Below are 22,021 nucleotides of genomic sequence, written 5' to 3'. Positions count from 1 at the left end.
GCGAGGCGGTGCGGCCACGCTTCGGGGCGGGGGAAGGGGGTAGACGGTCCGGGCACACGAGTGTTCGGAGGTGGGCGGGGCATGGACGTTCCGGTACCGCAGGGCAGCCCGGGGCTGCCGGGCGTTTCTGACGTGCGGCGGGCCAGGGGCTCGCTGGGGGCGATCAGCCGCCTGGACCGGCACCTGTTCCGGCGGCTGGCCGCCGCCGAGCCGCCGGTCGCGCAGTCCGTGCTGCCAAGGCTGAGCCGGGCCGCGGACCACGGCCGGCTGTGGTTCGCCACCGCCGCCGGGCTGGCCTCGGTGGGCGGGAGGGAGGGGCGGCGGGCCGCGCTGCGCGGGGTCGCGGCCCTGAGCCTGGCCTCCCTGACCACGAACACGCTGATGAAGTATCTCGCCGCCAGGCAACGGCCGTTGCTGGACGCCGTGCCCCTCGCCCGGCGCCCCCTGAAGCTGCCGCTGACCAGCTCCTTCCCCTCCGGGCACTCGGCCTCGGCCGCCGCGTTCGCCGCCGGGGTCGCGCTGGAGTCCCCGCGACTGGCCGCCGCCGTCGCCCCCGTGGCGGCGGCCGTCGCCCTCTCCCGGGTGTACGTCGGGGTGCACTACCCCACCGACGTCGTCGCCGGCTGCCTGCTGGGCGTCGGCGCCGCGCTGGCCACCGGCCACTGGTGGCCGCGCCGCCCGCCGCAGGACCGGCTGGTGCAGCACCGCGCGCCCGCCCCCGCGCTGCCCGACGGCGAGGGCCTGGTCGTGGTGGTCAACGACGACGCTGGCGCCGAGCCCTGGGGGGCGGGCCCCGCCGAGCGGCTGGCCGAGTTGCTGCCGGCGGCCGAGGTGGTGCGGTGCGGCGACGGGGAGGACCTGGGCGCGCTGCTGGACGAGGCCGCGGGGCGGGCCGCGGGGCGCGGCGGGGCGCTGGGCGTGTGCGGGGGCGACGGCAGCGTCAACGCGGCGGCAGAACGGGCGGCGGCGCACGGCCTGCCGCTGGCGGTCTTCCCCGGCGGCACCCTCAACCACTTCGCGCTGGACGCCGGCATCGGCGGCTTCGAGGACACGGCCGCGGCGGTCGCCGGGGGCCAGGCCATCGCCGTGGACCTGGCCCGCGTCCGCCCGGACCCGGAGGACGCGGCGGGCGCCGCGGGGGAGGACGCGCCCGCACGGCACTTCCTCAACACCTTCAGCGTCGGCCTCTACCCCGACCTGGTCCGCACCCGCGAGGCGCTGGAGGCCCGCCTGGGCCGGTGGGGCGCGCGGCTCAAGTGGCCGGTGGCCGCCGCCTCGCTGGCCCTGGTGCTGCGCTCGGCCCGGCCGCTGACGCTGGAGCTGAACGGCCGCCCCTACCGGCTGTGGCTGCTGTTCGCGGGCAACGGCCTCTACTCGCCGGAGGGGTTCGCGCCCGCCCACCGCACGCACCTGGACGACGGCCTCATCGACGTCCGCACCGTCAGCGCCGACCGCCCCCTGGCCCGCACCCGCGTGGTGCTCTCGGCGCTCACCGGCACCCTGGCGCGTTCCCCCGTCTACGCCACCGCGCGCCTGCCGCGCCTGCACCTGGCCGGGCTCGGGGACGGGGAGGCGCTGGCGTTCGACGGGGAGGCCGGGCCCGCGCCGTCCGCGCTGGTGCTGGAGAAACGGCCGGGGGGCCTGGCCGTCTACCGGCCCTTCCGCGAGGGTGAGGGCGACGACGAGGCCGCGGAGCCCGCGCCGGGACCCGGGCTGACGGCGGCGCCGGGCGCCGTTCTCAAGAGGGCGTCGCCGGCCCGGCGCGGTGCTCGCTCGGGCTGACTCCCCGCTCCCGCTTGAACGCCGTGCTCAGGGCGAACGCGCTGCCGTAGCCGACGCGGCGGGCCACCGCCTCCAGGGTCAGCTCCGCCTCGCCGCGCAGCAGCCCGGCGGCCAGGTCCAGGCGCCACCCGGTGAGGTAGGTCATCGGCGGCTCGCCGACCAGGCCGGCGAAGCGCCGGGCCAGGGCGGCCCGCGAGACCCCGGCCTTGGCGGCCAGCGCGCTCACCGTCCACGGGTGCGCGGGGTGCTCGTGGATCAGGCGCAGCACGGGCCCGACCACCGGGTCGCCCTGCGCCCGGTACCAGGCGGGCGCCTCGGTCTCCGGCCGGGCGAACCAGGCGCGCAGCGCGGAGATCAGCAGCAGGTCCAGCAGCCGGTCCAGGACCACCTCCTGGCCCGGCTGCTCCTTGCTGATCTCCCCGGCGAGCAGCCCGACCAGCGCGCCGCCGCCCAACTCGCCCTCCTCCAGGACCAGTACATCCGGCAACGCCCGCAGCAGCCGCCCGCCGACCGCGTCCGCGACCTGGTACGTCCCGATCAGCAGCTCGGTGCCGCCCTCCCCGCCCGTGCCCCAGGCGCGCACGCCCAGGTCCAGCGCCTCGCACAGGTCCGTGCCGTCCGCCGCGACGCTGCACCCGCCCGGCAGCACGTCCACCTGGGGCGCGGTCGCCGGGTCGTCGGCCACGACGTACGCGCGCGGGCCGCGCACCACGGCCACCCGCCCGGGGCCGACCTCCACCGGCTCCCCACCGCCCCCGCCCTCCGGCAGGATCCACGCGCCGCCGCGCACCACGCACAGCACGGTCACGGCCGCCTCGTCGCGCACCCGCACCCCCCAGGGGGCCTCCAGCACCGCCCGCAGCAGAAACGCCCCACGGGCCCGGGGCCCCTCCAGCAGGCTGATCAGCGCGTCCATCAGATCTCCTAGCAAGGGGACCACCGGCTTTAGCCGGTGGGGGAATTGCTTCTTTGGTCCACTCTGACCTCGGCTGTGTGCATGGGTCTGCACTGTTCACCTCGGCCACGGCACGCCCTCTCCGTTAGACACGCGCCGCATGTATAATCGGCGCATGGCTGTGACCAGGAAGGTTCGCCGGTTCTCCGGCGGCGTGTACGACCTCGGACTGCACATCGTGTGGTGCCCGAAGTACCGCCGTCCGGTCCTCGGCGGGCGGGTTGCGGCACGCCTGGACGAACTGATCCGGCAGAAGGCCGACGAACGGGGGTGGGAGATCGTGACGCTCGAAGTCATGCCCGACCACGTGCACCTGTTCGTCAAGCACGACCCGAAGTCTTCGGCTTCATACGTCGCGAACCAGTTCAAGGGCTTCACCTCCCGCGTCCTGCGCGCGGAGTTCCCGCACCTCAAGACGCAGCTCCCCACGCTGTGGTCATCGTCGTACTTCGCAGCGTCGGTCGGCGCAGTCTCGGCGGACACCGTTCGCCAGTACATCGACACCCAGTGGGAGCGTCCGCGGAAGAAGCAGAAGGGGGGCGGCTCGTGATACGGGCGTACAAGTTCCTCCTGCGCCCCACGGCCCGGCAGGCGGCAGCGCTTGGCGAGATGCTGCGGGATCACTGCTCCCTGTACAACGGGGCGTTGCAGGAGCGCCGGGACGCCTACCGGCACGTGTCGAAGACGTCCGTGCGGTACGGCGACCAGTCCGCGCAACTCAAGGAGATCCGGGCGTTCGACCCCGAGCGTCAAGGGCGCTGGTCGTTCTCCTCGCAGCAGGCCACCTTGCGCCGGTTGGACAAGGCTTTCCAGGCGTTCTTCAAGCGGGTCAAGGCCGGACAGACGCCCGGATACCCCAGGTTCAAGGGCGTCGGGCACTTCGACGCCGTCACCTTCCCCAAGGACGGCGACGGCTGTCGCTGGGACTCCACCCCTAACGACCGTCAGACCCGCGTCCGCCTCCAAGGTGTCGGGCACGTCCGCGTGCACCAGCACCGGCCAGTGCAGGGCCGCGTCAAGACGATCTCCGTGAAGCGCGAGGGGAACCGCTGGTACGTCGTCCTCGCCTGCGACAACGTGCCCGCCGAGGAACTGCTCCCCACGGGCGCGATCATCGGCATCGACAGGGGCACCACACACTTCCTCACCACGTCCGAGGGCGAGCACGAGCCGAACCCGCGCTTCCTCGGCACCGTGGCGGAGGAGCTGGCCGAGGCGCAACGCCACCTCGCGACGTTCCCCAAGCGCACCCGTCAGCGCACCAAGAAGCACCGCGCCGCCGCGCGTAAGGTCGCCAAGCTGTACACGAAGGTGCGCAGGAAACGACTCGACTTCCACCACAAGACGGCCCGCGCGCTGATCGCCGACAACGACGTGATCGCGCACGAGCGCCTGAACACCGCCGGGATGACCAAGAGCCCGGCCCCCAAGCCCGACCCCGACAACGACGGCGCGTTCCTCCCGAACGGTGCCGGCGCCAAGGCCGGGCTGAACAAGAGCATCCTCGACGCGGGCTGGGGACAGTTCCTCGCGATCCTGGCGAACAAGGCTGAGAGTGCCGGTCGCCTCACGATCCCAGTGGACCCCCGCAACACCTCCCGCACGTGCCCGCCAAGCCTCGGAGGCTGCGGACACGTGGACGGGAAGAGCCGCGTCACCCAAGCGAAGTTCCAGTGCACGGCGTGCGGTTTCACCGCGAACGCGGACCACGTCGGCGCGACGAACATCCTCGACAGGGCCGGGCTGGTCCTCTGCGCGGCGGCTTAGCCACCGACGCAGGAAGCCCGCGCGTTTACGCGTGGGTGGAGTCACGCGGGCAGAGCGTAGACGAACGCGCATGCGGGCGAGCCCCTCGGCGATGTCCCGGGCCCCCGCCCCGGCGGTGGACTGTCCCCATGACGGAAACGACGCACGCCTCCCGCATCCTGATCACCTCCGGCACCGGCAAGACCGGCCGCCGCCTCGCCGCCCGCCTCCCCGGGGCCCGGGTCGCCTCCCGCTCCTCCGCCACCCCGTTCGACTGGACCGACCCCGCCACCTGGGCCCCGGCCCTCACCGGCGCCGAGGCCGTCTACCTCGCCTACCACCCCGACATCACCGCGCCGGAGGCGGCGGCCGTCCTGGGGGCGTTCGCCCGGCGGGCCGCCGACCTGGGCACGCGGCGGATCGTGCTGCTCTCCGGGCGCGGCATGACCCGCGCGGCGGAGGCGGAGGAGGCGGTGCGCGGGGCGGGCGTTCCGGAGTGCACGGTGCTGCGGGCGAGCTGGTTCTCGCAGAACTTCAGCGAGGAGTTCCTGGTGGAGGCGGTCCGCGCCGGGGAGGTCGCGCTGCCGTCCGCCCCGGGCGTGGCCGAGCCCTTCCTGGACGCCGAGGACATCGCGGACGCCGCCCGCGCGGCCCTGGCCGGGGAGGTCGCACCGGGAACGTACGAGCTGACCGGCCCTCGCCCGCTGACCTTCGAGGAGGCCGCGGCCGAGCTCTCCGCCGCCACCGGCCGCGAGATCCGCTTCCGCGCCGTCTCCCCCGCCGCCTACGCGGCCTCCCTTCCCCTGCCGCCCGAGGTGGCGGCCCTCCTGACCGGCCTCTTCACGGAGGTCCTCGACGGCCGCAACGCCGGCACCGCCCCCGACCTCGCGGGCCTTCTCCCGGCCCCGCCCCGGGAGTTCGCCGCCTACGCCCGCGCGACGGCGGCGACGGGGGTCTGGGCGGGCTGAGGCGGGGCGTTCACCACACGTCGCCGTCGCGCCAGTCGCAGACGAGCTCGCCGCCGAGGTCGAGGGGGACGCGCACGGGCAGGACGAGGACCCCGGCGTCCTCCTCCTCGGTGCGGGCTATGCCGAGGGGGGTGAGGGCGAAGGTCCGGCCCTGCCAGGGGCGCCAGCCGCGGGCAGTGTAGAGGGGGCGGGCCTCGTCCGAGGCGGAGAGGGCCCCCAGGTCGTAGGCGCCGCGGATGGTGTGTTCGAGGGCGGTCATCAGGCGGGTGGCGTGGCCGCGGCGGCGGTGGTCCGGGTGGACGCCGACGCCCTCGACGTAGCCGGCGCGCAGGGCCCGGCCGCCGTACAGCAGGCGCCGCTGGACCACCGAGGCGTGGCCGACCAGGCGCTCCCCCTCCCACAGCAGGGCGTGCACCCCGCCCAGGGCGTGGTCCCAGTCCTGGTCGGAGAGGTCCCCCTCGAAGACCTCGTCGAGCAGAACGCGCGCCGCGGTGAGGGTCGCGGCGTCCAGATCGGCGGTGTGAGCCGTGCGCACCTCGGTCATATCGTCATCCTTGCAGTTGGCGCCCCCGCGCGGGCGGCATGGGGCAGACTCACGCGGTTGACAAGCAGGGGCCCGCCCCGCGGGACTCACACGGCCTCCCCCGCCACGCTGAGGTCAGCGTTGCCTTCGGGAAACGGACGTGATGCGGATGGGTAACAGCCCGCCCGCACTCTCTAGACATGGGTTCGAGAACGCGTGTGGTGATCGTCGGCGGCGGGATGGCCGGCGCGCGGCTGGCGCAGCAGCTCGGGAACGGCGGCACCGCCGCCGTGACCGTGCTCGCCGAGGAGCCGCACGCTCCGTACAACCGGGTGCTGCTGGCCGAGGTGCTGGCGGGCCGGTACCCGCCGGAGGTCATCGCGCTGCCCGGGCCGCCCGAGGGCGTGACCTGGCGCGGCGGGGTGCGCGTGATGCGGGTGGACCGGGCCGAGCGGCGGGTCGTATGCGACGACGGCGCGGTCCTGCCGTATGACGCGCTGGTGCTGGCCACCGGGTCCAACGCGGTCCTGCCGCCGCTGTCGGGTCTGTTCGGGCCCGGCCCCGGAGGAGGTGAACTCCCCGACCACGTGCGGGCGTTCCGCACGCTGGACGACTGCCTGGCGCTGCGCGCGGCGATCGCGGAGCGCGAGGGCGTGCCCGCCGTCGTGATCGGCGGCGGGCTGCTGGGCGTCTCGGCCGCGCGGGCCCTGGCCGCCGGTGGCGCCCGCGTCGTGCTGGCCCACCAGGGCGAGCACCTCATGGAACGCCAGCTCGACCCCGGCGCCGCCGCCCTGCTGCGCGCCCACCTGGCCGAGCAGGGCGTGGAGGTGCACACCGAGTGCCGCGTGCGGGCCCTGCGGGACCCGGGCGTGGAGCTGGCCAACGGCTTCCGGCTGGACGCCGGGCTGGTCGTCCTGGCCTGCGGCGTGCGCCCGCGCTCGGGGCTGGCGCGCGCCGCGGGCCTGGAGATGGGCGCGCGCTCCGGCGCGGTGCTGGTGGACGACCGGCTGCGCACCAGCGACCCGCACATCCACGCCCTGGGCGACTGCGCCGAGCACGACGGCGTGCACTACGGGCTCGCGGGCGCGGCCCGCGACCAGGCGGACGTGCTGGCGAGGGTCCTGGGCGGCGACGAGGCCGCCCGCTACGGGGGGACCCGGGCGCTGGTGCGGCTGACGCTCTCCCACGCCGGGGCCGGGGAGGGCGCGGACGGCCCGCTGGACCTGGCCGCCTTCGGCGAGACGGTCCCCGGCCACGGCGACGACGTCGTCCAACTGGCCGACGCCACCCGCGGCGCCTACCGCAAGCTCGTCGTCCGCGGCGACCGGCTGCGCGGCGGAATCCTCGTGGGCGACCTCGCCAGCGTCGGAACGCTCGCCCGCGCCTGGGAGGACGACGAGCCGCTGCCCGCCGCCACCCCGCTGCTCCACCTGCTGACCCACGACGGAGGGTACTGACCGCATGTCCGACCGCATGACCGAGCGCATGTCCGAGGAGACCATCGTCCTGATCGGCCACGGCATGGTCGGCCAGCGCTTCCTTGAGGAACTGGCCGAGCGCGGCGTCACGGGCCGCGCCCGGGTGGTCGTGCTGTGCGAGGAGCCGCGCCCGGCCTACGACCGGGTCCACCTGACGTCGTACTTCTCCGGCACCTCGCCCGAGGAGCTGTCCATGCTCCCCGAGGGCTTCGCCGAGGAGCACGGGATCGAGCTGCTGGTGGGCGACCCGGCGGCGGCCGTGGACCGCGCGGCCCGCACCGTCACGACGGCCTCGGGACGGACGTTCGCCTACGACCGGCTGGTGCTCGCCACCGGCTCCTACCCCTTCGTCCCGCCGGTCCCGGGCAAGGACAGCGAGGGCTGCTTCGTCTACCGCACCATCGAGGACGTCCGCGCCATCGAGGAGTACGCCAAGAACGCCGAGTCGGGCGTCGTGGTCGGCGGCGGCCTGCTCGGCCTTGAGGCCGCCGGCGCTCTGAAGGGCCTGGGGCTGCGCACCCACATCGTGGAGTTCAACCCGCGGCTGATGGCCATCCAGGTGGACGAGGGCGGCGGCGCCGCGCTGCGCCGCACCGTGGAGGAGATGGGCCTTCAGGTCCACACCGGCGTGGCCGGGCAGGAGATCACCGCCGACGACGCGGGCGCGGTCACCGGGATGGTCCTCTCCGACGGCTCGACGCTGGCGGCCGACCTGGTGGTGTTCTCCGCCGGCGTGCGCCCCCGCGACCAGCTCGCCCGCGAATCCGGCCTGGCCGTCGGGGAGCGCGGCGGCGTGGTCATCGACGAGCGCTGCCGCACCAGCGACCCGGAGGTCTACGCGATCGGGGAGTGCGCCCTGGCCGCGGACGGCATGGTCTACGGGCTGGTGGCCCCCGGCTACGAGATGGCCACCACCGCCGCCGAGGCCATCTCCCGCTCCCTGGCGGGCGACGGCGGCTGCGACGCCTCGTTCACCAGCGCCGACACCTCCACCAAGCTGAAGCTGCTGGGCGTGGACGTGGCCTCCTTCGGCGACGCGCACGGCCGCACCGAGGGCTGTCTGGACGTGGTGTACGCCGACTCGCGCTCGGGGGTCTACAAGAAGCTGGTCATCGGCGCGGACGGCACGCTGCTGGGCGGCGTCCTGGTCGGCGACGCCGACTCCTACGGCCTGCTGCGCCCGCTGACCGGCTCGGTGCCCCCGGCCGCCCCCGAGCAGCTCGTGCTGCCCGCGGGCCTGGCCCCGCCCACCGCCATCGGCCCCTCGGCGCTGCCGGACGAGGCCATCATCTGCAGCTGCCACAACGTGGCCAAGGGGGCCATCCGCGCCGCCGTCACCGACTCCGGCTGCGCCACCGTCCCCGACGTCAAGCGCTGCACCAAGGCCGGGACGGGCTGCGGGAGTTGCGTCAAGGTCCTCACCCAGCTCGTCAACGACGAGCTGGCCGCCGGCGGCGTCGAGGTGGACACGGGCCTGTGCCCCTGCTTCTCGCACACCCGGCAGGAGCTGTACGAGATCGTGCGGGCGCTGCGCATCACCAGCTACCGCGCGCTGCTGGACGGGCACGGCCGCGAGGCGGCCCGCGGCGGGGACGGCTGCGAGGTGTGCAAGCCGGCCGTCGGCTCGATCATCGCCTCGCTGGCCCCCTCGATCGGCGCGGACGTCTACGTGCTGGAGGGCGAACAGGCCGCCCTCCAGGACACCAACGACCACTTCCTGGCCAACCTCCAGAAGAACGGCTCCTATTCGGTCGTCCCCCGCATCCCCGGCGGCGAGATCACGCCCGAGAAGCTGATCGTGATCGGGGAGGTGGCGCGGGACTTCGGCCTCTACACGAAGATCACCGGCGGCCAGCGCATCGACCTCTTCGGTGCCCGGGTGGACCAGCTCCCGATGATCTGGGCGCGGCTGGTGGAGGCCGGGTTCGAGTCGGGCCACGCCTACGGCAAGGCGCTGCGCACGGTGAAGTCCTGCGTGGGCTCGACCTGGTGCCGCTACGGCGTGCAGGACAGCGTGCGGATGGCCATCGACCTGGAGCTGCGCTACCGGGGCCTGCGCTCGCCGCACAAGCTGAAGTCGGCCGTTTCCGGCTGCGCCCGCGAGTGCGCCGAGGCGATGGGCAAGGACTTCGGCGTCATCGCCACGGCCAACGGCTGGAACCTCTACGTCGGCGGCAACGGCGGCGCCACCCCGCGCCACGCCGACCTGCTCGCCCAGGACCTCTCGGACGCCGAACTGGTGCGGCTGATCGACCGGTTCCTGATGTTCTACATCCGCACCGCGGACCGCCTGGAGCGCACCTCGGTGTGGCTGGAGCGGATCGAGGGCGGCCTGGACCACGTGCGGGACGTGGTGGTGCACGACTCGCTGGGCATCTGCGACGAGCTGGAGGCCCTGATGGCCGCGCACGTCGCCAACTACCGCGACGAGTGGGCCGAGACGATCAACGACCCGGAGAAGCTGCGGCGTTTCGTGTCCTTCGTCAACGCCCCCGGCGCGCCGGACCCGACCGTGCAGTTCGTCCCCGAGCGGGACCAGATGAAGCCCGACCTGGCCATCCTGGCCGCCGGCCCCGAGCTGCCGGTGCGCCGCACGCTCGAAGGGAGCAACCACGCATGAGCACCGCGATGAGCACCGCGAGGGACACTGGCACGGACACGGCCGCCGCCGCGCCCACGGCGACGATCGAGATCGAGGCGGGCCCGGGGGAGTGGGTCCCGGTCTGCGAGGTGGCGGCGCTGGAGCCGGGGCGCGGGGTGGGCGCGCTGCTGCCCGACGGCACGCAGGCGGCGGTCTTCCTGGACCGCAACGGCCGCGCCTACGCGATCGGCAACCGCGACCCGTTCACCGGGGCCCGGGTCCTCTCCCGCGGCCTGCTGGGCTCCACGGGCAACGAGGGCCGGCCGTTCGTCGCCTCGCCGCTGCTGAAGCAGCGCTTCGACCTGGCCACGGGCCGCTGCCTGGACGACCCGGACCCGTCCAAGTCCGTCCCGGTGTACGCCACCCGGCTGGTGTGACCCGGACGCCCGACGCGCCCGCCCCGCGTCCCCCGGGGCGGGCCGGAGCCGGCCGGCCGCCCCGGACGGGCAGCGGCCGGCCGGCGTCTCGCCGCGCCGTTTCGGCGCGCACGCGCGACAGTGGAGCTGTTGGCTCCATGTGCCGCGACACGAGCGAGGGATTCACCATGACGCGCCCGACCACGCGCCCCGTCATCGCCGGCGTGGACGGCTCGGAGGACAGTCAGGCGGCGGCGGACTGGGCGGCCCGCGAGGCGGAGCAGCGCGGGCTGCCGCTGCGCCTGGTGCACGCCTGGATCACCGAGCCGATCTACGTGCCGCCCATGCCCGACGAGGAGGCGGCCCGCGCCCTGCTGACGGAGTCGCGCGGCCGGATCGCCGCGCGCCGGCCGGGGCTGGACATCACCACCGAGCTGCTGCCCGAGGTGGCCTCGGCCGGGCTGATCGAGAAGGCCGCCGAGGCGGAGATGCTGGTCCTGGGCTCGCGCGGCCACAGCGCCATCGTCGGCTTCCTCCTCGGCTCGGTCGGCCTGCCGGTGATCGCGCACGCCAAGCGCCCGGTGGTGATGGTGCGCTCCGGCACGCGGGAGCGGGCGGACGAGGGCGACGAGGTCGTCGTCGGCCTGAAGGACACGGGCCCGGACGCCCGGCCGTTGCTCGACTTCGCTTTCACCACGGCGGCGGCGCGCGGCGCGGCCGTGCGGGCGGTGCGCGCCTGGGGCGCGCCCTCCCTGTTCGGCTCCGAGATGCCGGACGCGATCGAGGAGGGCACGCGGGAGGCCCGCGACCTGGAGGCGACGGAGGCCGCCGAGCTGTCCGCCGCGCTCGCCCCCTGGCGCGAGCGCTACCCCCGGGTCCCGGTGATCGACTACCTGCGCTTCGGCAACGCCTCCGAGGCCCTGCTCTCCGCCGCCGCCTTCCGCGCCGGCCTGGTCGTCGTCGGCCGCCGCCTCAACCGCCGCGTCCTCGGCATGCGCACGGGCCCCGTCGCCCACGCCGCCCTCCACCACGCCCGCTGCCCGGTTGCGGTCGTTCCCTACGACAACGCGTAGCGGACCGGCCGGCCGCTCACGCGGCTCCTCGGCCCGGGTTGCGGGTGGGGTCAGCGGGGTCCACCGTGAGGGGTGTGAAACCCGCGACCGCCGTGGAGTACCCCGCCTTCCCGCTCGACGCCTGGCGGCCGACCAAGGAGACCGTGCACCGGTTCCTGCAGATCGTCGGCAAGATCCGGCTGGCCGCCGGGCCGCGGCGGAATCACTGGTGGCACGTGCCGTTCCACCTCACCGGCTGCGGCATCACCACCCGGCCGACGCGGGACCCGGCGAGCCGACAGCTGTTCGCCATCGACTTCGACTTCGTCGGCCACAGGCTGCTGGTCCGCACCCTGGCCGGGAACGAGATCGCCTTCCCGCTGGCCGGGCACTCGGTCGCGAACTTCTACGCGCTGACGACGACCGCGCTCGGCGACCTGGGCCTCGGAGTCAGGCCCCGCATCTCCCGCCCTTACGGCCTGCCGGACGCGGACCGGCCGTTCGCCCAGGACACCGAGCACCGCAGTTACGACCAGGACGCCGTCTCCACCTACTGGCGCATCCTGAGCCGCGTGGCCCTGGAACTCGAGGTCGCCGCCGCCCGCTACGCGGGGAAGATCAGCCCCGTCCACCACTTCTGGCACACCTTCGACATCGCCGTCACCCGCTTCTCCGACCGGCAGGTCGACACCGGCACCGCCGTCGATCCCGTGACCCGCGAGGCGTACTCGCGCGAAGTCATCAGTTCGGGCTTCTGGTTCGGCGACGACGAGACCCCCGAGCCGGCCTTCTACGCGTACACCGCGCCCGAACCCGACGGTCTCGCGAACCGCCCGCTGGCCCCGGACGCCGCCCGCTGGCTGGAGCGGGGCGGCTCCCACCTGGCGCTGCTCCCCTACGAGGCCGTCCGGGCCGAGCCGGACCCCGGCGCGGCGATCCAGGCGTTCTACGACAGCAGCTACCGGGCGGGCGCGGAGCTGGCGGGGTGGCCCCCGGAGCGGGAGTGCCCGGACGGCGTGACCGACCCCGTGCTCCTGGGCCCGCACAGGCTGTCCCGCTGAACGACGGCCCGGCGCTCGGGAGGTCCCCAGGGGACGGGCCGCCCGACGCTCATGCCGCCGTCCGGCGGCTCCTCCCCCTCCTCCCCCTGCGCCCCCTGCGGTCACGGCACTAGTGCGGCGCGGCGCCCGGCCCCTCGCCGCCGACCGCGGCCTCGTACGCCAGCAGGGTGTCGACAAAGAGCCTTCGCTGTTCCGGGGTCAGGGGGGCGAGGGCCTTGCGCCACGCCGCCGCGCCCGGGGCGAGCCAGGCGGTGATGGCGGGCTCCTGGGCCGGGGCGATGGCCACGATCCGGCGGCGGCGGTCCGCCTCGTCCTCGCGGCGCTCCAGAACCCCCTTCCTGCTCAGGTCGCCGATCAGCAGGCTCGCGGTGGTGGGCGCGACGCGGAGGCGGGCGGCCAGTTCGTTGACGGTCATCGGCCCGTCGAGGAGGAGGCAGGAGAGCAGCGAGAGGTGGCGCGGCGCGAGGTCGAGGGAGCGCAGCGCCTCGGGCACGGGCAGCTTCTTGACCCGGCCGACCATCCGGGGCATGAGCAGCAGCAGCTCCCTGACGGCATCGTCGACCCCTGCCGCCGCCTCCGGGCTTGACATCGCGCACCCCTCACCATTTATCTTTGATCTCAAAGCTATTTTGCCGGCAAAGCCAGTGCTCTCCATCGTACGCACTCCCCTGCCCACGCCCGTGAACGGAGCCTTCCCATGCCCCACTTCAGCGTGCACCTCCGCGAGGACACCCTCGACGGAACGGTCGAGCCCCGCCTGATCGCCGCCCTGACCGACGCGGTCGGCGCCGTCTTCGGCGAGAACTTCCGCCGCCTCGTCGGCGTCGACCTGATCGGCATCCCCACCCACCGCCGGGGCCTGGGCGGCGCCCCCGCCGCGCACGAGACCCCCCTGGTCACCCTCAGCCTGCGGGAGGCCGCGTTCCACCTGCCCCAGATCCCGGACGCCCCCGCCCGCCTGGTTGCCGAGATCACCGACGCCGTGGCCAACGCCCTCGGCGAGCCCACCCGCGAGCACACCGTCGTCACCCTCACCGGCACCCCCGAGGGCCGCTCCGGCGTCGCGGGCTCGCTGGCCTGAGCCCGGCCGCGCCGCTCGACGCCCGGCGACCGACGCTCACGGGCGGTGCCGCGCCGCGCCGGGCACAGCCCTCAGCGCCGGAGGCGCGGCCCCCTTTCCACGCGTCCGGGTCGTCAGCCTCCGGTGAGCACCGCCCGGATCACATGCCGGGCGTTCCCCGCCATCGACGGGTTCGTGCGGCGGTAGTACGGGAGCGCGATCACCGCCTGGGAGAGGGTGCGGGCCCGGCCGCGGGTCCACGTGGGGTCGTCCACGGCCAGGGCCTCGCGGAAGGTGTCCCGGGCGGCGGGCGGCAGCAGGTTCCACGCCGGGAAGAGGTCGCAGGCCGGGTCGCCCGTGCCCGCGCAGCCGAAGTCGATCACGGCCGCCAGCCGGCCGGCGCGGTCGACCAGCAGGTTGCCCGGCATGAGGTCGGCGTGCAGCCACACCGGCGGCACGGAACGCGCGGCCGGGCCGCGCAGCGCCGACTCCCAGACGGCGGTCAGGGCGTCGCAGTCCACGCCCTCCTCCGGGACGCCGCGCAGCTCCTCGATCGCGGCCCGGGTGGAGGCCTCGAGCGCGGCCGGCGGCCCGCCGCGGTAGGCCGGCGGCGCCCCGGGCAGGCCGGCGCTCCGCATCGCCGCCACGAACCCGGCCAGGTCCCGGGCCAGCCCCTCGGGCTCGGTCAGCGCCCCCGCCTCGGGGTTCTCCCCGGGCAGCCACCGGTACACCGACCACGGCCACGGGTACCCCTCGGCGGGCTCGCCCTCCCCCAGCACCTCGGGCACGGGCACCGGCAGGCGGGGCGCGAGCCGCGGCAGCCACGTGCGTTCCCGCTCGACGTCCGCCGCCCCGCCCTGGTACAGCGGCAGCCGGGCGACCAGGTCCTCGCCGAGCCGGAACAGCGCGTTGACCGTCCCCGCCGAGGGGAAGCGCCGCACCGGAAGCCCCGCCCACGCCGGGAACTGCACGGCGATCAGCCGCCGCACGAGGTGCTCGTCCACGGGGTGCGGGCGGGGGTACGGCCGTCCTGAGCTCATGACCTCATCCGACGCCGCGCGCCCGCCGGAGTCAATCACCGCCCGGTGGTTCGCGGCGCGGGCGCAACGGCCTACCCTGGGCCGTCCGCCCCCCTGATCCGGCCCGGGAAGACCGATGGCACCGACCCGCGACGACAGCACCGACGCCGCGCCCGCGAAGTACGACGTCAAGCGAGCGCTCAAGGAGTGCTACGCGCCCAGGAACACCGCCGACTGGGCGCTGGTCGAGGTCCCGCCGCAGCGTTTCCTCGCCGTGGACGGCCGCGGGAACCCCAACACCAGCGCGGACTACGCCCGGGCGGTGGAGGCGCTGTACGCCACGGCCTACACGATCAAGTTCGCGAGCAAACGGGCCCTCGGGCGGGACTTCGTCGTCGGGCCGCTCGAAGGGCTGTGGTGGTCCCAGCGCCCGGAGGTGTTCGTCACCCGGGACAAGGACGCCTGGCAGTGGCGGATGCTGATCAGCCTGCCCGACTGGATCACGGACGAGCAGGTGGCCCAGGCCAAGGAGGCGGCACTGGCCAAGAAGGGGCTCCCCGCCATCGAGGCCGTCCGCCCCGAGACCCTGCGCGAGGGCACCAGCGCGCAGCTCCTGCACCTCGGCTCCTACGACGACGAGGGCCCCGCCCTCGCCCGGCTCCACCACGCGTACCTGGCGGCGAACGGCCTGCGCCCGTCCGGCCATCACCACGAGGTCTACCTCAGCGACCCGCGCCGCACCGCCCCCGCCCGGCTGAGGACCGTCCTGCGCCAGCCGGTCCGGGCGGCGGACGCGCCGGAAACCCACCGGGAGCCGGTCGTTTAGCCTCGTCCTCATGGAGACGACTCTGCACGGCGCCGAGGTCACCCTCCGGCCCGCCGTCCCCACGGACGTTCCCGCGCTGGCCGCCATCCGGGCCACGCCGGAGGTGTACGCCCGCTGGCGCGGCGACGCGGACGACCTCGCCGCCGAGGTGGCCCGCGACCTCGGCGATCCCGAGGTGAGGACGTTCGCCATCGAGTGGGAGGGCCGCACGGTCGGCGCCATCCAGTGGGGCGCGGAGACCGAACCGGACTACCGGCATGCGAACATCGACCTCTACCTGGACCCGGCGGTGCACGGCCGCGGCCTGGGCACCGACGCGGTCCGCACCCTGGCCCGGCACCTCGTCGCCGACCACGGCTTCCACCGCCTGGTGATCGACCCGGCGGCCGACAACGCCGCCGCCATCCGCTGCTACACCAAGGCCGGCTTCCGGCCGGTCGGCGTCATGCGCTCCTACGAGCGCGGGCCGGACGGGAGTTGGCACGACGGGCTCCTGATGGACCTGCTGGCCGAGGAGTTGACCGCCCAGGACCGCTGAGCGGCTCGCGGGACGAGCGCCCGCGACGGCTGGTATTGGCTGGTATTACTGAGGCATGGAGGAAGAGACGGCACGCTCCGCGATCGACACGTTCATCTCCGCGTTCAACGCCTCGGATGACACCTATGTGACTGCCCTGCTCTCCCAGGCCCTGACCTCGGACGTGGTCTTCTGGGGGCCGTTGGGCCGCAGCGAGGGAATCGCGGCGGTCGAGCGGTTCGTGCTGGACATCCGGCGCCACCCGGCGGGGGCCGGCACGATGGTGCGCTGCTCGGAGGTGGACATGCCGCACGAGTGGGCCCGGTACCAGTGGGTCTTCACCACGCCGGACGGAGACCACCGCCTGGCGGGAACGGACATCGTCCATCTGCGGCGGAGCCTCATCGACCAGGTCATCGTCTTCGCGGGGGAGATCGAGCCGGCCGCCTCCTGAGCCGGCCGCGGTCACAGCACCGGCCTCAGCCTCGCGCGGCCTCGGTCGGCTCGGTCTCGGTCGGCTCCGACGCGGCCGGGGCCGGGTACGGCTCGCGGAAGGTGAACGCCCGTGGCCCGGGGCCGTGTTCGCGCACGAGCGCGACGCGCTCCATCGCCTCGGCGATCGACGGGCGGTGCCCGGCCGGGACCCACCACAGGGCCTGGTGCGCCTCGGCCATGCGGTGGAACCACTCGCGGCGGCGGCTGAGCACCCGCAGGTGGTCGGTCTGGTACGTGAACTCCCGCAGGGCCTCGACCGATTCCCAGACCGAGCAGTTGATCAGCAGCATGTCGTCGCCCTCGTCGGGGCGGAAGCCGGTCGCGTCCTCGCCGCCGTCGTCGACCATCCGCCACACGAACCCCGGACTGCGCTCGGCGAGGGCGTTGATCCCGGGCAGTTGGGCGACGAAGCCGGCCAACTCGGGGCCGTCCAGCGGGGCGAGGATGCGGCCGATGTTGACCTGCGCGAGATGAAAGCCAGTCATGGGCCCAGCATGGCCCGGCCCGCTTCTATAGTCAATGGCTTTCCTTTTTAGAGAGGGCCACGCAGCACCCGCCGGGGCACGGGTCCATCACGGGCGCCCACTCCCCGCTCGCCAGGCCCTCAAGGAGCGCGAGGTTCATCCCGCAGATCAGGGCGGGGAACTCCTCGGCCAGCGCGTGGAAGGGGCAGTTGCGCAGCCGCAGCGTTTCGCCGTCCCAGTAGGGCTGGTAGCCGCGCTCCCGCAGCAGCTCCACCAGGTCGCCGGAGGCCGCCGCCTCCGGATCGGCCTCCCCCGCGGCCCGCGCCGCGGCCTGCAACTCCCGGTCCAGACCGGCGTTTTCCACCACCTCGGCGAGCAGCCGCCCGGCCCCGCCGTAGGACCGGGGCGGCACGGAGACGACGTGCTCGCCCTCGGCCCGCCGGTACACTTTCGCGGGCCGCCCCGCCCCGGGCCCGCTGCGCCCGGACAGCCGCCGGAAGGACACGGCCAGCAGCCCGGCCTCCACCAGCTTGTCCAGGTGAAACGCGGCCAGCGACCGGGAAACGCCCACGGCCTCCGCCGCCGCGTCCCGCCCCACATCCCCCGGCTGGGCGGCGACATGTCGATACAGCCGCCGCCGGACGGGGTCGCCCAGAACGCCCAGCACCGCGAACGCGGCATCCTCAGCACTCACGCGCCGAGTCTAAGACCAACGCCCATGGGCCAAACAGCGCCCGCCCGCCCGGCCGGCCTCAGGGACTCGGCGCGGTCAGGTACCGCTGGATCGTCGGCGCCAGCCAGGCCACCAGCTCCGCCCGCGCCAGCCCCACCGCCGGCGGCATCCGCAGCACGTACCGCGTCAGCGCCAGCCCCAGCAGCTGCGAGGCCATCAGCGCCGCGCGCGCCGGGACCTGCTCGGGGTCGGGGCACACCTGCCGGGCGACCGGCAGGAGTTGGTCCCGCAGGATGCCCTGCATGCGCTCCGCCCCGGCCTGGTTGGTGACGCCGACCCGCAGCAGGGCGGTGAGGACTTCGTCGTTCTCCCACAGGTCGAGGAAGTGCTCGACGAGGATCCGCCCCGCGTCCTTCCGGCGCTCCGCCCCGCTCACGTCCGGCAGCCGCAGGTCGATGGCGACGGCCGCCGCGAAGAGGCCCTCCTTGTTGCCGTAGTACCGCATGACCATCGACGGGTCGATGTTCGCGTCCCTGGCGATGGCGCGGATGGTGGCCCGCTCGTAGCCGTCGGTCGCGAAGCGCTCGCGGGCCGCCGCGAGGATCGCGCCGCGCGTGGCGTCGGAGCGGCGGGGGGCGGGGGCGCCGGGTGCCGTGGAGGTGCTGCCACTGTCGTTCACGCCAACAAGCGTAGGCCAACGCACGTGGGTCACCAAGCGTTCGCCCACATTCGTTGGCTACAGGGCATCGACACCAAGGAGGCCCCCCATGAACGGCACCCCCACCCCCCGGCCCGTGATCGTCGTCGGCTCCGGCCCCACCGGCCTCCTCCTCGCCGGTGACCTGGCCTCGGCCGGCGTCCCCGTGACCCTCGTCGAGAAGCGCCCGCGCAGGATCAGCAACCTCTCCCGCGCCTTCGGCGTGCACGCCCGCACCCTGGAGCAGTTCGACGCCCGCGGCCTCGCCGACGAACTCCTCGCCACCGGCGACACCATCACCGGCCTGCGGCTCTTCCGCCGCCTCTCCCTCGACCTGAGCACGCTGCCCTCGCGCTTCCCCTTCCTGCTCATCACCCCGCAGTACGAGGTCGAGCGGCTCCTGGAGCGGCGGGCCCGGGAGGCCGGCGTCGAGTTCGCGTACGAGAGCGAGGTCGTCGGGCTGCGGCAGGACGACGAGGGCGTCGACCTCGACGTGCGCGGCCCGGACGGGGCGGTCCTCACCCGCCGGGCGGCCTACGTCGTCGGCGCCGACGGCCACCGCAGCGCCGTGCGGGAGGCGATCGGCCTGGACTTCCCCGGCGTCTCCGTCATCAAGTCGCTGATCCTGGCCGACGTCCGGCTGGCCGAGAAGCCCGAGGGCGTCCTCACCGTCAACGGCCGCGGCGACGCCTTCGCGATGATCGCCTCCTTCGGCGACGGCTGGTACCGGGTCATGGGCTGGAACCGCCGCAACGAGGTCTCCGACGACGCCCCGCTCGACCTGGAGGAGGTGAAGGAGATCACCCGCCGCGCCCTGGGCACCGACTACGGCATGCACGACGCCCGCTGGCTCTCCCGCTTCCACAGCGACGAGCGCCAGGCCCCGCACTACCGGGTCGGCCGCGTCTTCCTGGCCGGGGACGCCGCGCACATCCACTCCCCGGCCGGCGGGCAGGGCATGAACACCGGCCTCCAGGACGCCGCCAACCTGAGCTGGAAGCTCGCCGCGGAGGTCCAGGGCCGCGCGCCCGAAGGGCTCCTCGACAGCTACGAGGCCGAGCGCCACCCGGTCGGCAGGGCGGTCCTGCGCAGCAGCGGCGGACTGGTCCGGCTGGCCCGCGCGCGCAACCCGCTGCTGCGGGCCGCCCGCGCCCTGGTCTCCGCCTTCGTCGGCATCGCCCCGCCCGCCCAGCGCAAGGCCCTGGCCCAGATCACCGGAATCGGCCACGCCTACCCCGCCCCCCGCGGCGCCCACCCCCTCACCGGCACCCGCGTCCCCGACGTCGCCCTGAGGGACGGCCGCCTCTACGAGGCCCTGCGCGGCGGCCGTTTCGTCCTGATAACGCCCGGGGCGTACGAGGGCCCCGGCGTCCGCGAGGGCCGCCTGACCGTGGAGCACTGGGCGACCGACCGCCGCACGACCCTCCTGGTACGCCCCGACGGCTACGCGGCCTGGGCGGCGGAGGACGCGGACACGACGGCCGTCGAGAAGGCACTGGCCCGGCACCTGGGCTAGCCCCTCCCCCCGGCCGCGCTCTCAGCCGTCCCGGCGCCGGTCCCTGACCTCGGGCAGCGGCCGGAATCCGGCCGAGACGTAGGTGGCGACGGCGGCGCGGTGGGCGCTGGGGGTGCAGACGAACGCGCTGGACGCGCCGAGATCCCGCAGGGCCGCCGCCGCGGCGAGCGCGATCGCCCGGCCGAAGCCGCGGCCTCGGTGCTCCCGGTGCACGCCCATCGGCTCCAGCAGGCCGGGCCTGCCGGGCCCGGCCGACCACACCGTCACCGCCGCCACCGCCGCGCCCCGCTCGTCGTGCGCGACCAGGCACCGGGCGTCGTCGTACGGCGGCCCTGCCGCCATCGCGCGCCAACGCGCTTCCGTGAACGTCGAGTTGTCGAACGCGGCCCGCTGCACGGCGGCCCGCACGTGCGCCCGCCCGGGCCCGGTCACCTCGATCCGCACGCCCGGCTCCTCCACCGGCTCCCCCAGCTCCCGGCGCAGCGGCGTCCACGGCTCGTCGGTCCCCCAGCCCTCCTCGGCCAGCAGTTCCTGAACCAGCGCGTCCCCGGGCGCCTCGACGCAGGCCCGCCCCTCCCCCAGCACGCCGCGCTCCGGCCGGCTCAGATCCTCCGCCAGCCGCCGCGCCACCGCCTCATCCCGCCGCACCTCCGGCGCGGTCGCCAGCCGCAACAGCCGCTCCCCGTCGAGCAGCCCCACGGCCAGCACCCGCCCGCCCCGCCTCCACACCCTGACGGCCCCGCCCACCGCCTCCGCCCCGAACCGCCAGAACCACCCGACATCCCCCGGATGCAGCTGCGCCACCGCCCCTTCCCGCTGCCACTCCCGCAACACCCCCACAACCGCCCCCAACTCCCCGCCCCCGGGCCTCCCCATCACGAGCACCATCCCCCGATCCCACACCAGGGCGCGGGCGGCCCGCACCCGGCTTTCTCAGCCGACCGCGCGGGTGGGGGCGAGGTGGAGCGCGAAGACGCCGAGTGCCTCCTTCTCGGGAGGGTAGATCTCGCGGATCGCGGCGACGAGTTCGTCGCGTGTCATGTCCATCCCGCCGATGGCGGCCGGATCCTCCGCGTCGAGCAGCGCGGTGAAGGAGTCGTACTCCTTCACCGCGCTGACGCGGTGGGTCAGCGCCTCGTCTCCGCAGAGAATCCGCAGAGTGTCGCCAGCCGTGATCCTGCGGATCTTGGGATAGCCGACGCGGACCTCCACCGTACCCGCACGCGTGGATCGACGTCCTCGATCAACTCGCCGCCCTGAAGCCCGAGATCGTCGTCCCCGGGCACGGCGAGGTGACCGACGCCTCGCTGATCCGCGAGGTCCGCGACTTCCTGACGTACGTCCGGGACGAGACCGAGCGCCTGCGGAGCGCCGGGGCCTCCGCCGACGAGGCCGCCGCCACGATCGACCGCTTCGCGCGCGCCCGTTGGAGCACCTGGGAACGCCCCGAGTGGATCGCCTCGGCCGCCCGGGCCTTCCACGCCTCCCCAGCGAAGGCCTGACGCGGGGTGCGTCGCGCTCAGGCCCCGGCGGCGCGCAGCACCGGCCTGCCGAACGCCAGGGCCGAGCCGGTCTCGTGGGGGTCGGGCTCGCCGTCGGCGCGCAGCAGGTTCTCGTGCAGGGCCTCGTCGAAGGGGCGCAGGGCGAGCTGGGGCGGTCCGGAGTAGGAGCCCGCGTCGCCGAGGACCGCCGCCGCGGGCGGGTGGGCGAAGGTCATGGTGAAGTCCTCGATGGCGAGAACGACCGGCGTTTCCGTCCGTCCGGCCACGCGCAGGCGACCGCCGCGGGGGCCGCTGAGGTAGCCGAGCACGCCGTGGTCGGCCCGCAGCGTGCCCTGAACGACCAGCTCCGGGGCCGCCGGGGAGCCGGAGAGCAGCACGGCCCGGGCCCGGAGATCTCCGGTCACGAGGATCACGGAGGGGTGGTCCTCGGTGGCCCAGTCCAAAGTGCCCTCGACGGTCAGGTCCCCGTCCACGATCACGTGGTAGGGCCTGTTCTCGGGCGCGAAGTTCGAGAGCAGGTCACCGCGCACGTGCCAACCGCCCTCGTACAGGCGGATCTCCTGCCGGGCAGGCCCCAGGTACGGGAACCCGCTGCGGGAGGCGAGCGCGAACCGCCTCTCCGCCTCGTCCGCGTCCAGCACCCGGTAGCGGCTCTCCGCCCTGGCCATGGGCGACAGCCTAAGAGGCTCA

Annotated in this window: 25 protein-coding genes; 15 read left to right on the top strand and 10 right to left on the bottom strand. The window is 74.8% G+C overall.

Annotated elements, in window-relative coordinates:
* The first annotated feature begins 81 nt into the window (after positions 1-81).
* A complete protein-coding gene (locus RM780_RS17180) occupies positions 82-1,782 on the top strand; it encodes a bifunctional phosphatase PAP2/diacylglycerol kinase family protein (RefSeq protein ID WP_311631619.1) in 1,701 nt (566 codons plus the stop codon).
* On the opposite strand, the gene RM780_RS17175 is transcribed toward RM780_RS17180, so the two are convergent.
* Positions 1,739-2,698 carry an AraC family transcriptional regulator gene (locus RM780_RS17175; RefSeq protein ID WP_311631618.1) on the bottom strand — a complete coding sequence of 320 codons (960 nt, stop codon included), beginning with the start codon at positions 2,696-2,698 and terminating at the stop codon, positions 1,739-1,741. The two genes, RM780_RS17180 and RM780_RS17175, sit on opposite strands and share 44 nt — an antisense overlap.
* Positions 2,699-2,852: 154 nt before the next feature.
* Between RM780_RS17175 and tnpA the strand changes: the two genes are divergently transcribed.
* The 3 genes from tnpA to RM780_RS17160 all read left to right on the top strand — a co-directional run bounded on the left by tnpA (position 2,853) and on the right by RM780_RS17160 (position 5,451).
* Entirely contained in the window at positions 2,853-3,287 is a 435-nt protein-coding gene (gene tnpA / locus RM780_RS17170) for an IS200/IS605 family transposase (protein WP_311631617.1), read from the top strand.
* Positions 3,284-4,504: an RNA-guided endonuclease InsQ/TnpB family protein gene (locus RM780_RS17165; protein WP_311631616.1), complete on the top strand. Its 1,221-nt coding sequence runs from the start codon at positions 3,284-3,286 to the stop codon at positions 4,502-4,504. Before tnpA ends, RM780_RS17165 begins: the two co-directional genes overlap by 4 nt.
* A gap of 128 nt (positions 4,505-4,632) precedes the next feature.
* On the top strand, positions 4,633-5,451 hold the full coding sequence (locus RM780_RS17160) for a Rossmann-fold NAD(P)-binding domain-containing protein (protein WP_311631615.1): 819 nt from the start codon (positions 4,633-4,635) through the stop codon (positions 5,449-5,451).
* 10 nt (positions 5,452-5,461) lie between these two features.
* Here RM780_RS17160 and RM780_RS17155 read toward each other — a convergent pair whose 3' ends face one another.
* On the bottom strand, positions 5,462-5,995 hold the full coding sequence (locus tag RM780_RS17155) for a GNAT family N-acetyltransferase (protein ID WP_311631614.1): 534 nt from the start codon (positions 5,993-5,995) through the stop codon (positions 5,462-5,464).
* A 179-nt stretch (positions 5,996-6,174) separates the two neighbouring features.
* Here RM780_RS17155 and RM780_RS17150 point away from each other — a divergent pair, with 179 nt between their 5' ends.
* The 5 genes from RM780_RS17150 (at position 6,175) to RM780_RS17130 (ending at position 12,562) form a co-directional block, all read left to right on the top strand.
* The gene (locus tag RM780_RS17150; RefSeq protein ID WP_311631613.1) at positions 6,175-7,431 is read left to right on the top strand and encodes an NAD(P)/FAD-dependent oxidoreductase; all 1,257 of its coding nucleotides are present in this window, start codon (positions 6,175-6,177) and stop codon (positions 7,429-7,431) included.
* Positions 7,432-7,435: 4 nt separating this feature from the next.
* Positions 7,436-10,072: a nitrite reductase large subunit NirB gene (gene nirB / locus RM780_RS17145; protein ID WP_311631612.1), complete on the top strand. Its 2,637-nt coding sequence runs from the start codon at positions 7,436-7,438 to the stop codon at positions 10,070-10,072.
* Positions 10,069-10,470: a nitrite reductase (NAD(P)H) small subunit gene (locus RM780_RS17140; protein WP_311631611.1), complete on the top strand. Its 402-nt coding sequence runs from the start codon at positions 10,069-10,071 to the stop codon at positions 10,468-10,470. Before nirB ends, RM780_RS17140 begins: the two co-directional genes overlap by 4 nt.
* A 167-nt stretch (positions 10,471-10,637) precedes the next feature.
* Positions 10,638-11,522: a universal stress protein gene (locus tag RM780_RS17135; RefSeq protein ID WP_311631610.1), complete on the top strand. Its 885-nt coding sequence runs from the start codon at positions 10,638-10,640 to the stop codon at positions 11,520-11,522.
* 74 nt (positions 11,523-11,596) lie between these two features.
* Positions 11,597-12,562, top strand: coding sequence for a DUF5996 family protein (locus RM780_RS17130; RefSeq protein ID WP_311631609.1), 966 nt, complete (start codon positions 11,597-11,599; stop codon positions 12,560-12,562).
* Positions 12,563-12,671: 109 nt separating this feature from the next.
* Here RM780_RS17130 and RM780_RS17125 read toward each other — a convergent pair whose 3' ends face one another.
* A complete protein-coding gene (locus RM780_RS17125; protein ID WP_311631608.1) occupies positions 12,672-13,151 on the bottom strand; it encodes a MarR family winged helix-turn-helix transcriptional regulator in 480 nt (159 codons plus the stop codon).
* Between the two features lie 108 nt (positions 13,152-13,259).
* Between RM780_RS17125 and RM780_RS17120 the strand changes: the two genes are divergently transcribed.
* Entirely contained in the window at positions 13,260-13,643 is a 384-nt protein-coding gene (locus RM780_RS17120) for a tautomerase family protein (RefSeq protein WP_311631607.1), read from the top strand.
* 113 nt (positions 13,644-13,756) lie between these two features.
* On the opposite strand, the gene RM780_RS17115 is transcribed toward RM780_RS17120, so the two are convergent.
* On the bottom strand, positions 13,757-14,662 hold the full coding sequence (locus tag RM780_RS17115) for an aminoglycoside phosphotransferase family protein (protein ID WP_311631606.1): 906 nt from the start codon (positions 14,660-14,662) through the stop codon (positions 13,757-13,759).
* Positions 14,663-14,777: 115 nt separating this feature from the next.
* Here RM780_RS17115 and RM780_RS17110 point away from each other — a divergent pair, with 115 nt between their 5' ends.
* From RM780_RS17110 to RM780_RS17100, 3 genes are read left to right on the top strand one after another with little or no spacing between them, the layout of a single operon-like run.
* The gene (locus tag RM780_RS17110) at positions 14,778-15,467 is read left to right on the top strand and encodes a GyrI-like domain-containing protein (protein WP_311631605.1); all 690 of its coding nucleotides are present in this window, start codon (positions 14,778-14,780) and stop codon (positions 15,465-15,467) included.
* A gap of 10 nt (positions 15,468-15,477) precedes the next feature.
* On the top strand, positions 15,478-16,005 hold the full coding sequence (locus RM780_RS17105; RefSeq protein ID WP_311631604.1) for a GNAT family N-acetyltransferase: 528 nt from the start codon (positions 15,478-15,480) through the stop codon (positions 16,003-16,005).
* Between the two features lie 55 nt (positions 16,006-16,060).
* Positions 16,061-16,438: a nuclear transport factor 2 family protein gene (locus tag RM780_RS17100; RefSeq protein WP_311631603.1), complete on the top strand. Its 378-nt coding sequence runs from the start codon at positions 16,061-16,063 to the stop codon at positions 16,436-16,438.
* 25 nt (positions 16,439-16,463) lie between these two features.
* On the opposite strand, the gene RM780_RS17095 is transcribed toward RM780_RS17100, so the two are convergent.
* From RM780_RS17095 to RM780_RS17085, 3 genes are read right to left on the bottom strand one after another with little or no spacing between them, the layout of a single operon-like run.
* Positions 16,464-16,964 (bottom strand): DUF3291 domain-containing protein, encoded by a 501-nt coding sequence (locus tag RM780_RS17095; protein ID WP_311631602.1) that lies wholly within the window; start codon positions 16,962-16,964, stop codon positions 16,464-16,466.
* 31 nt (positions 16,965-16,995) lie between these two features.
* Entirely contained in the window at positions 16,996-17,637 is a 642-nt protein-coding gene (locus tag RM780_RS17090) for a helix-turn-helix transcriptional regulator (RefSeq protein WP_311631601.1), read from the bottom strand.
* A 58-nt stretch (positions 17,638-17,695) separates the two neighbouring features.
* Positions 17,696-18,295, bottom strand: a complete 600-nt coding sequence (locus tag RM780_RS17085) for a TetR/AcrR family transcriptional regulator (protein WP_311631600.1) — start codon at positions 18,293-18,295, stop codon at positions 17,696-17,698.
* 88 nt (positions 18,296-18,383) lie between these two features.
* On the opposite strand from RM780_RS17085, the gene RM780_RS17080 reads away from it, so the two are divergent.
* Entirely contained in the window at positions 18,384-19,829 is a 1,446-nt protein-coding gene (locus RM780_RS17080) for an FAD-dependent monooxygenase (RefSeq protein ID WP_311631599.1), read from the top strand.
* A 21-nt stretch (positions 19,830-19,850) separates the two neighbouring features.
* On the opposite strand, the gene RM780_RS17075 is transcribed toward RM780_RS17080, so the two are convergent.
* Positions 19,851-20,717, bottom strand: a complete 867-nt coding sequence (locus tag RM780_RS17075; RefSeq protein ID WP_311631598.1) for a GNAT family N-acetyltransferase — start codon at positions 20,715-20,717, stop codon at positions 19,851-19,853.
* A 45-nt stretch (positions 20,718-20,762) separates the two neighbouring features.
* Entirely contained in the window at positions 20,763-21,041 is a 279-nt protein-coding gene (locus RM780_RS17070; protein WP_311631597.1) for an ASCH domain-containing protein, read from the bottom strand.
* 80 nt (positions 21,042-21,121) lie between these two features.
* On the opposite strand from RM780_RS17070, the gene RM780_RS17065 reads away from it, so the two are divergent.
* Entirely contained in the window at positions 21,122-21,331 is a 210-nt protein-coding gene (locus RM780_RS17065; protein WP_311631596.1) for a hypothetical protein, read from the top strand.
* Between the two features lie 17 nt (positions 21,332-21,348).
* Here RM780_RS17065 and RM780_RS17060 read toward each other — a convergent pair whose 3' ends face one another.
* A complete protein-coding gene (locus tag RM780_RS17060; RefSeq protein ID WP_311631595.1) occupies positions 21,349-21,999 on the bottom strand; it encodes a hypothetical protein in 651 nt (216 codons plus the stop codon).
* Between the last annotated feature and the right edge of the window lie 22 nt (positions 22,000-22,021).

The organism is Streptomyces boetiae (genome assembly GCF_031845405.1).
In the GTDB taxonomy this organism is placed as follows: domain Bacteria; phylum Actinomycetota; class Actinomycetes; order Streptomycetales; family Streptomycetaceae; genus Streptomyces; species Streptomyces boetiae.
This window is presented reverse-complemented; position numbering and strand designations above follow the sequence as displayed.

Coding starts and splice junctions, on each gene's coding strand:
- RM780_RS17180 (WP_311631619.1), top strand. CDS start 82: ATGGACGTTCCGGTACCGCAGGGCAGCCCGGGGCTGCCGGGCGTTTCT.
- RM780_RS17175 (WP_311631618.1), bottom strand. CDS start 2,698: ATGGACGCGCTGATCAGCCTGCTGGAGGGGCCCCGGGCCCGTGGGGCG.
- tnpA (WP_311631617.1), top strand. CDS start 2,853: ATGGCTGTGACCAGGAAGGTTCGCCGGTTCTCCGGCGGCGTGTACGAC.
- RM780_RS17160 (WP_311631615.1), top strand. CDS start 4,633: ATGACGGAAACGACGCACGCCTCCCGCATCCTGATCACCTCCGGCACC.
- RM780_RS17155 (WP_311631614.1), bottom strand. CDS start 5,995: ATGACCGAGGTGCGCACGGCTCACACCGCCGATCTGGACGCCGCGACC.
- RM780_RS17150 (WP_311631613.1), top strand. CDS start 6,175: ATGGGTTCGAGAACGCGTGTGGTGATCGTCGGCGGCGGGATGGCCGGC.
- nirB (WP_311631612.1), top strand. CDS start 7,436: ATGTCCGACCGCATGACCGAGCGCATGTCCGAGGAGACCATCGTCCTG.
- RM780_RS17140 (WP_311631611.1), top strand. CDS start 10,069: ATGAGCACCGCGATGAGCACCGCGAGGGACACTGGCACGGACACGGCC.
- RM780_RS17135 (WP_311631610.1), top strand. CDS start 10,638: ATGACGCGCCCGACCACGCGCCCCGTCATCGCCGGCGTGGACGGCTCG.
- RM780_RS17125 (WP_311631608.1), bottom strand. CDS start 13,151: ATGTCAAGCCCGGAGGCGGCGGCAGGGGTCGACGATGCCGTCAGGGAG.
- RM780_RS17120 (WP_311631607.1), top strand. CDS start 13,260: ATGCCCCACTTCAGCGTGCACCTCCGCGAGGACACCCTCGACGGAACG.
- RM780_RS17115 (WP_311631606.1), bottom strand. CDS start 14,662: ATGAGCTCAGGACGGCCGTACCCCCGCCCGCACCCCGTGGACGAGCAC.
- RM780_RS17110 (WP_311631605.1), top strand. CDS start 14,778: ATGGCACCGACCCGCGACGACAGCACCGACGCCGCGCCCGCGAAGTAC.
- RM780_RS17105 (WP_311631604.1), top strand. CDS start 15,478: ATGGAGACGACTCTGCACGGCGCCGAGGTCACCCTCCGGCCCGCCGTC.
- RM780_RS17100 (WP_311631603.1), top strand. CDS start 16,061: ATGGAGGAAGAGACGGCACGCTCCGCGATCGACACGTTCATCTCCGCG.
- RM780_RS17095 (WP_311631602.1), bottom strand. CDS start 16,964: ATGACTGGCTTTCATCTCGCGCAGGTCAACATCGGCCGCATCCTCGCC.
- RM780_RS17080 (WP_311631599.1), top strand. CDS start 18,384: ATGAACGGCACCCCCACCCCCCGGCCCGTGATCGTCGTCGGCTCCGGC.
- RM780_RS17075 (WP_311631598.1), bottom strand. CDS start 20,717: ATGGTGCTCGTGATGGGGAGGCCCGGGGGCGGGGAGTTGGGGGCGGTT.
- RM780_RS17060 (WP_311631595.1), bottom strand. CDS start 21,999: ATGGCCAGGGCGGAGAGCCGCTACCGGGTGCTGGACGCGGACGAGGCG.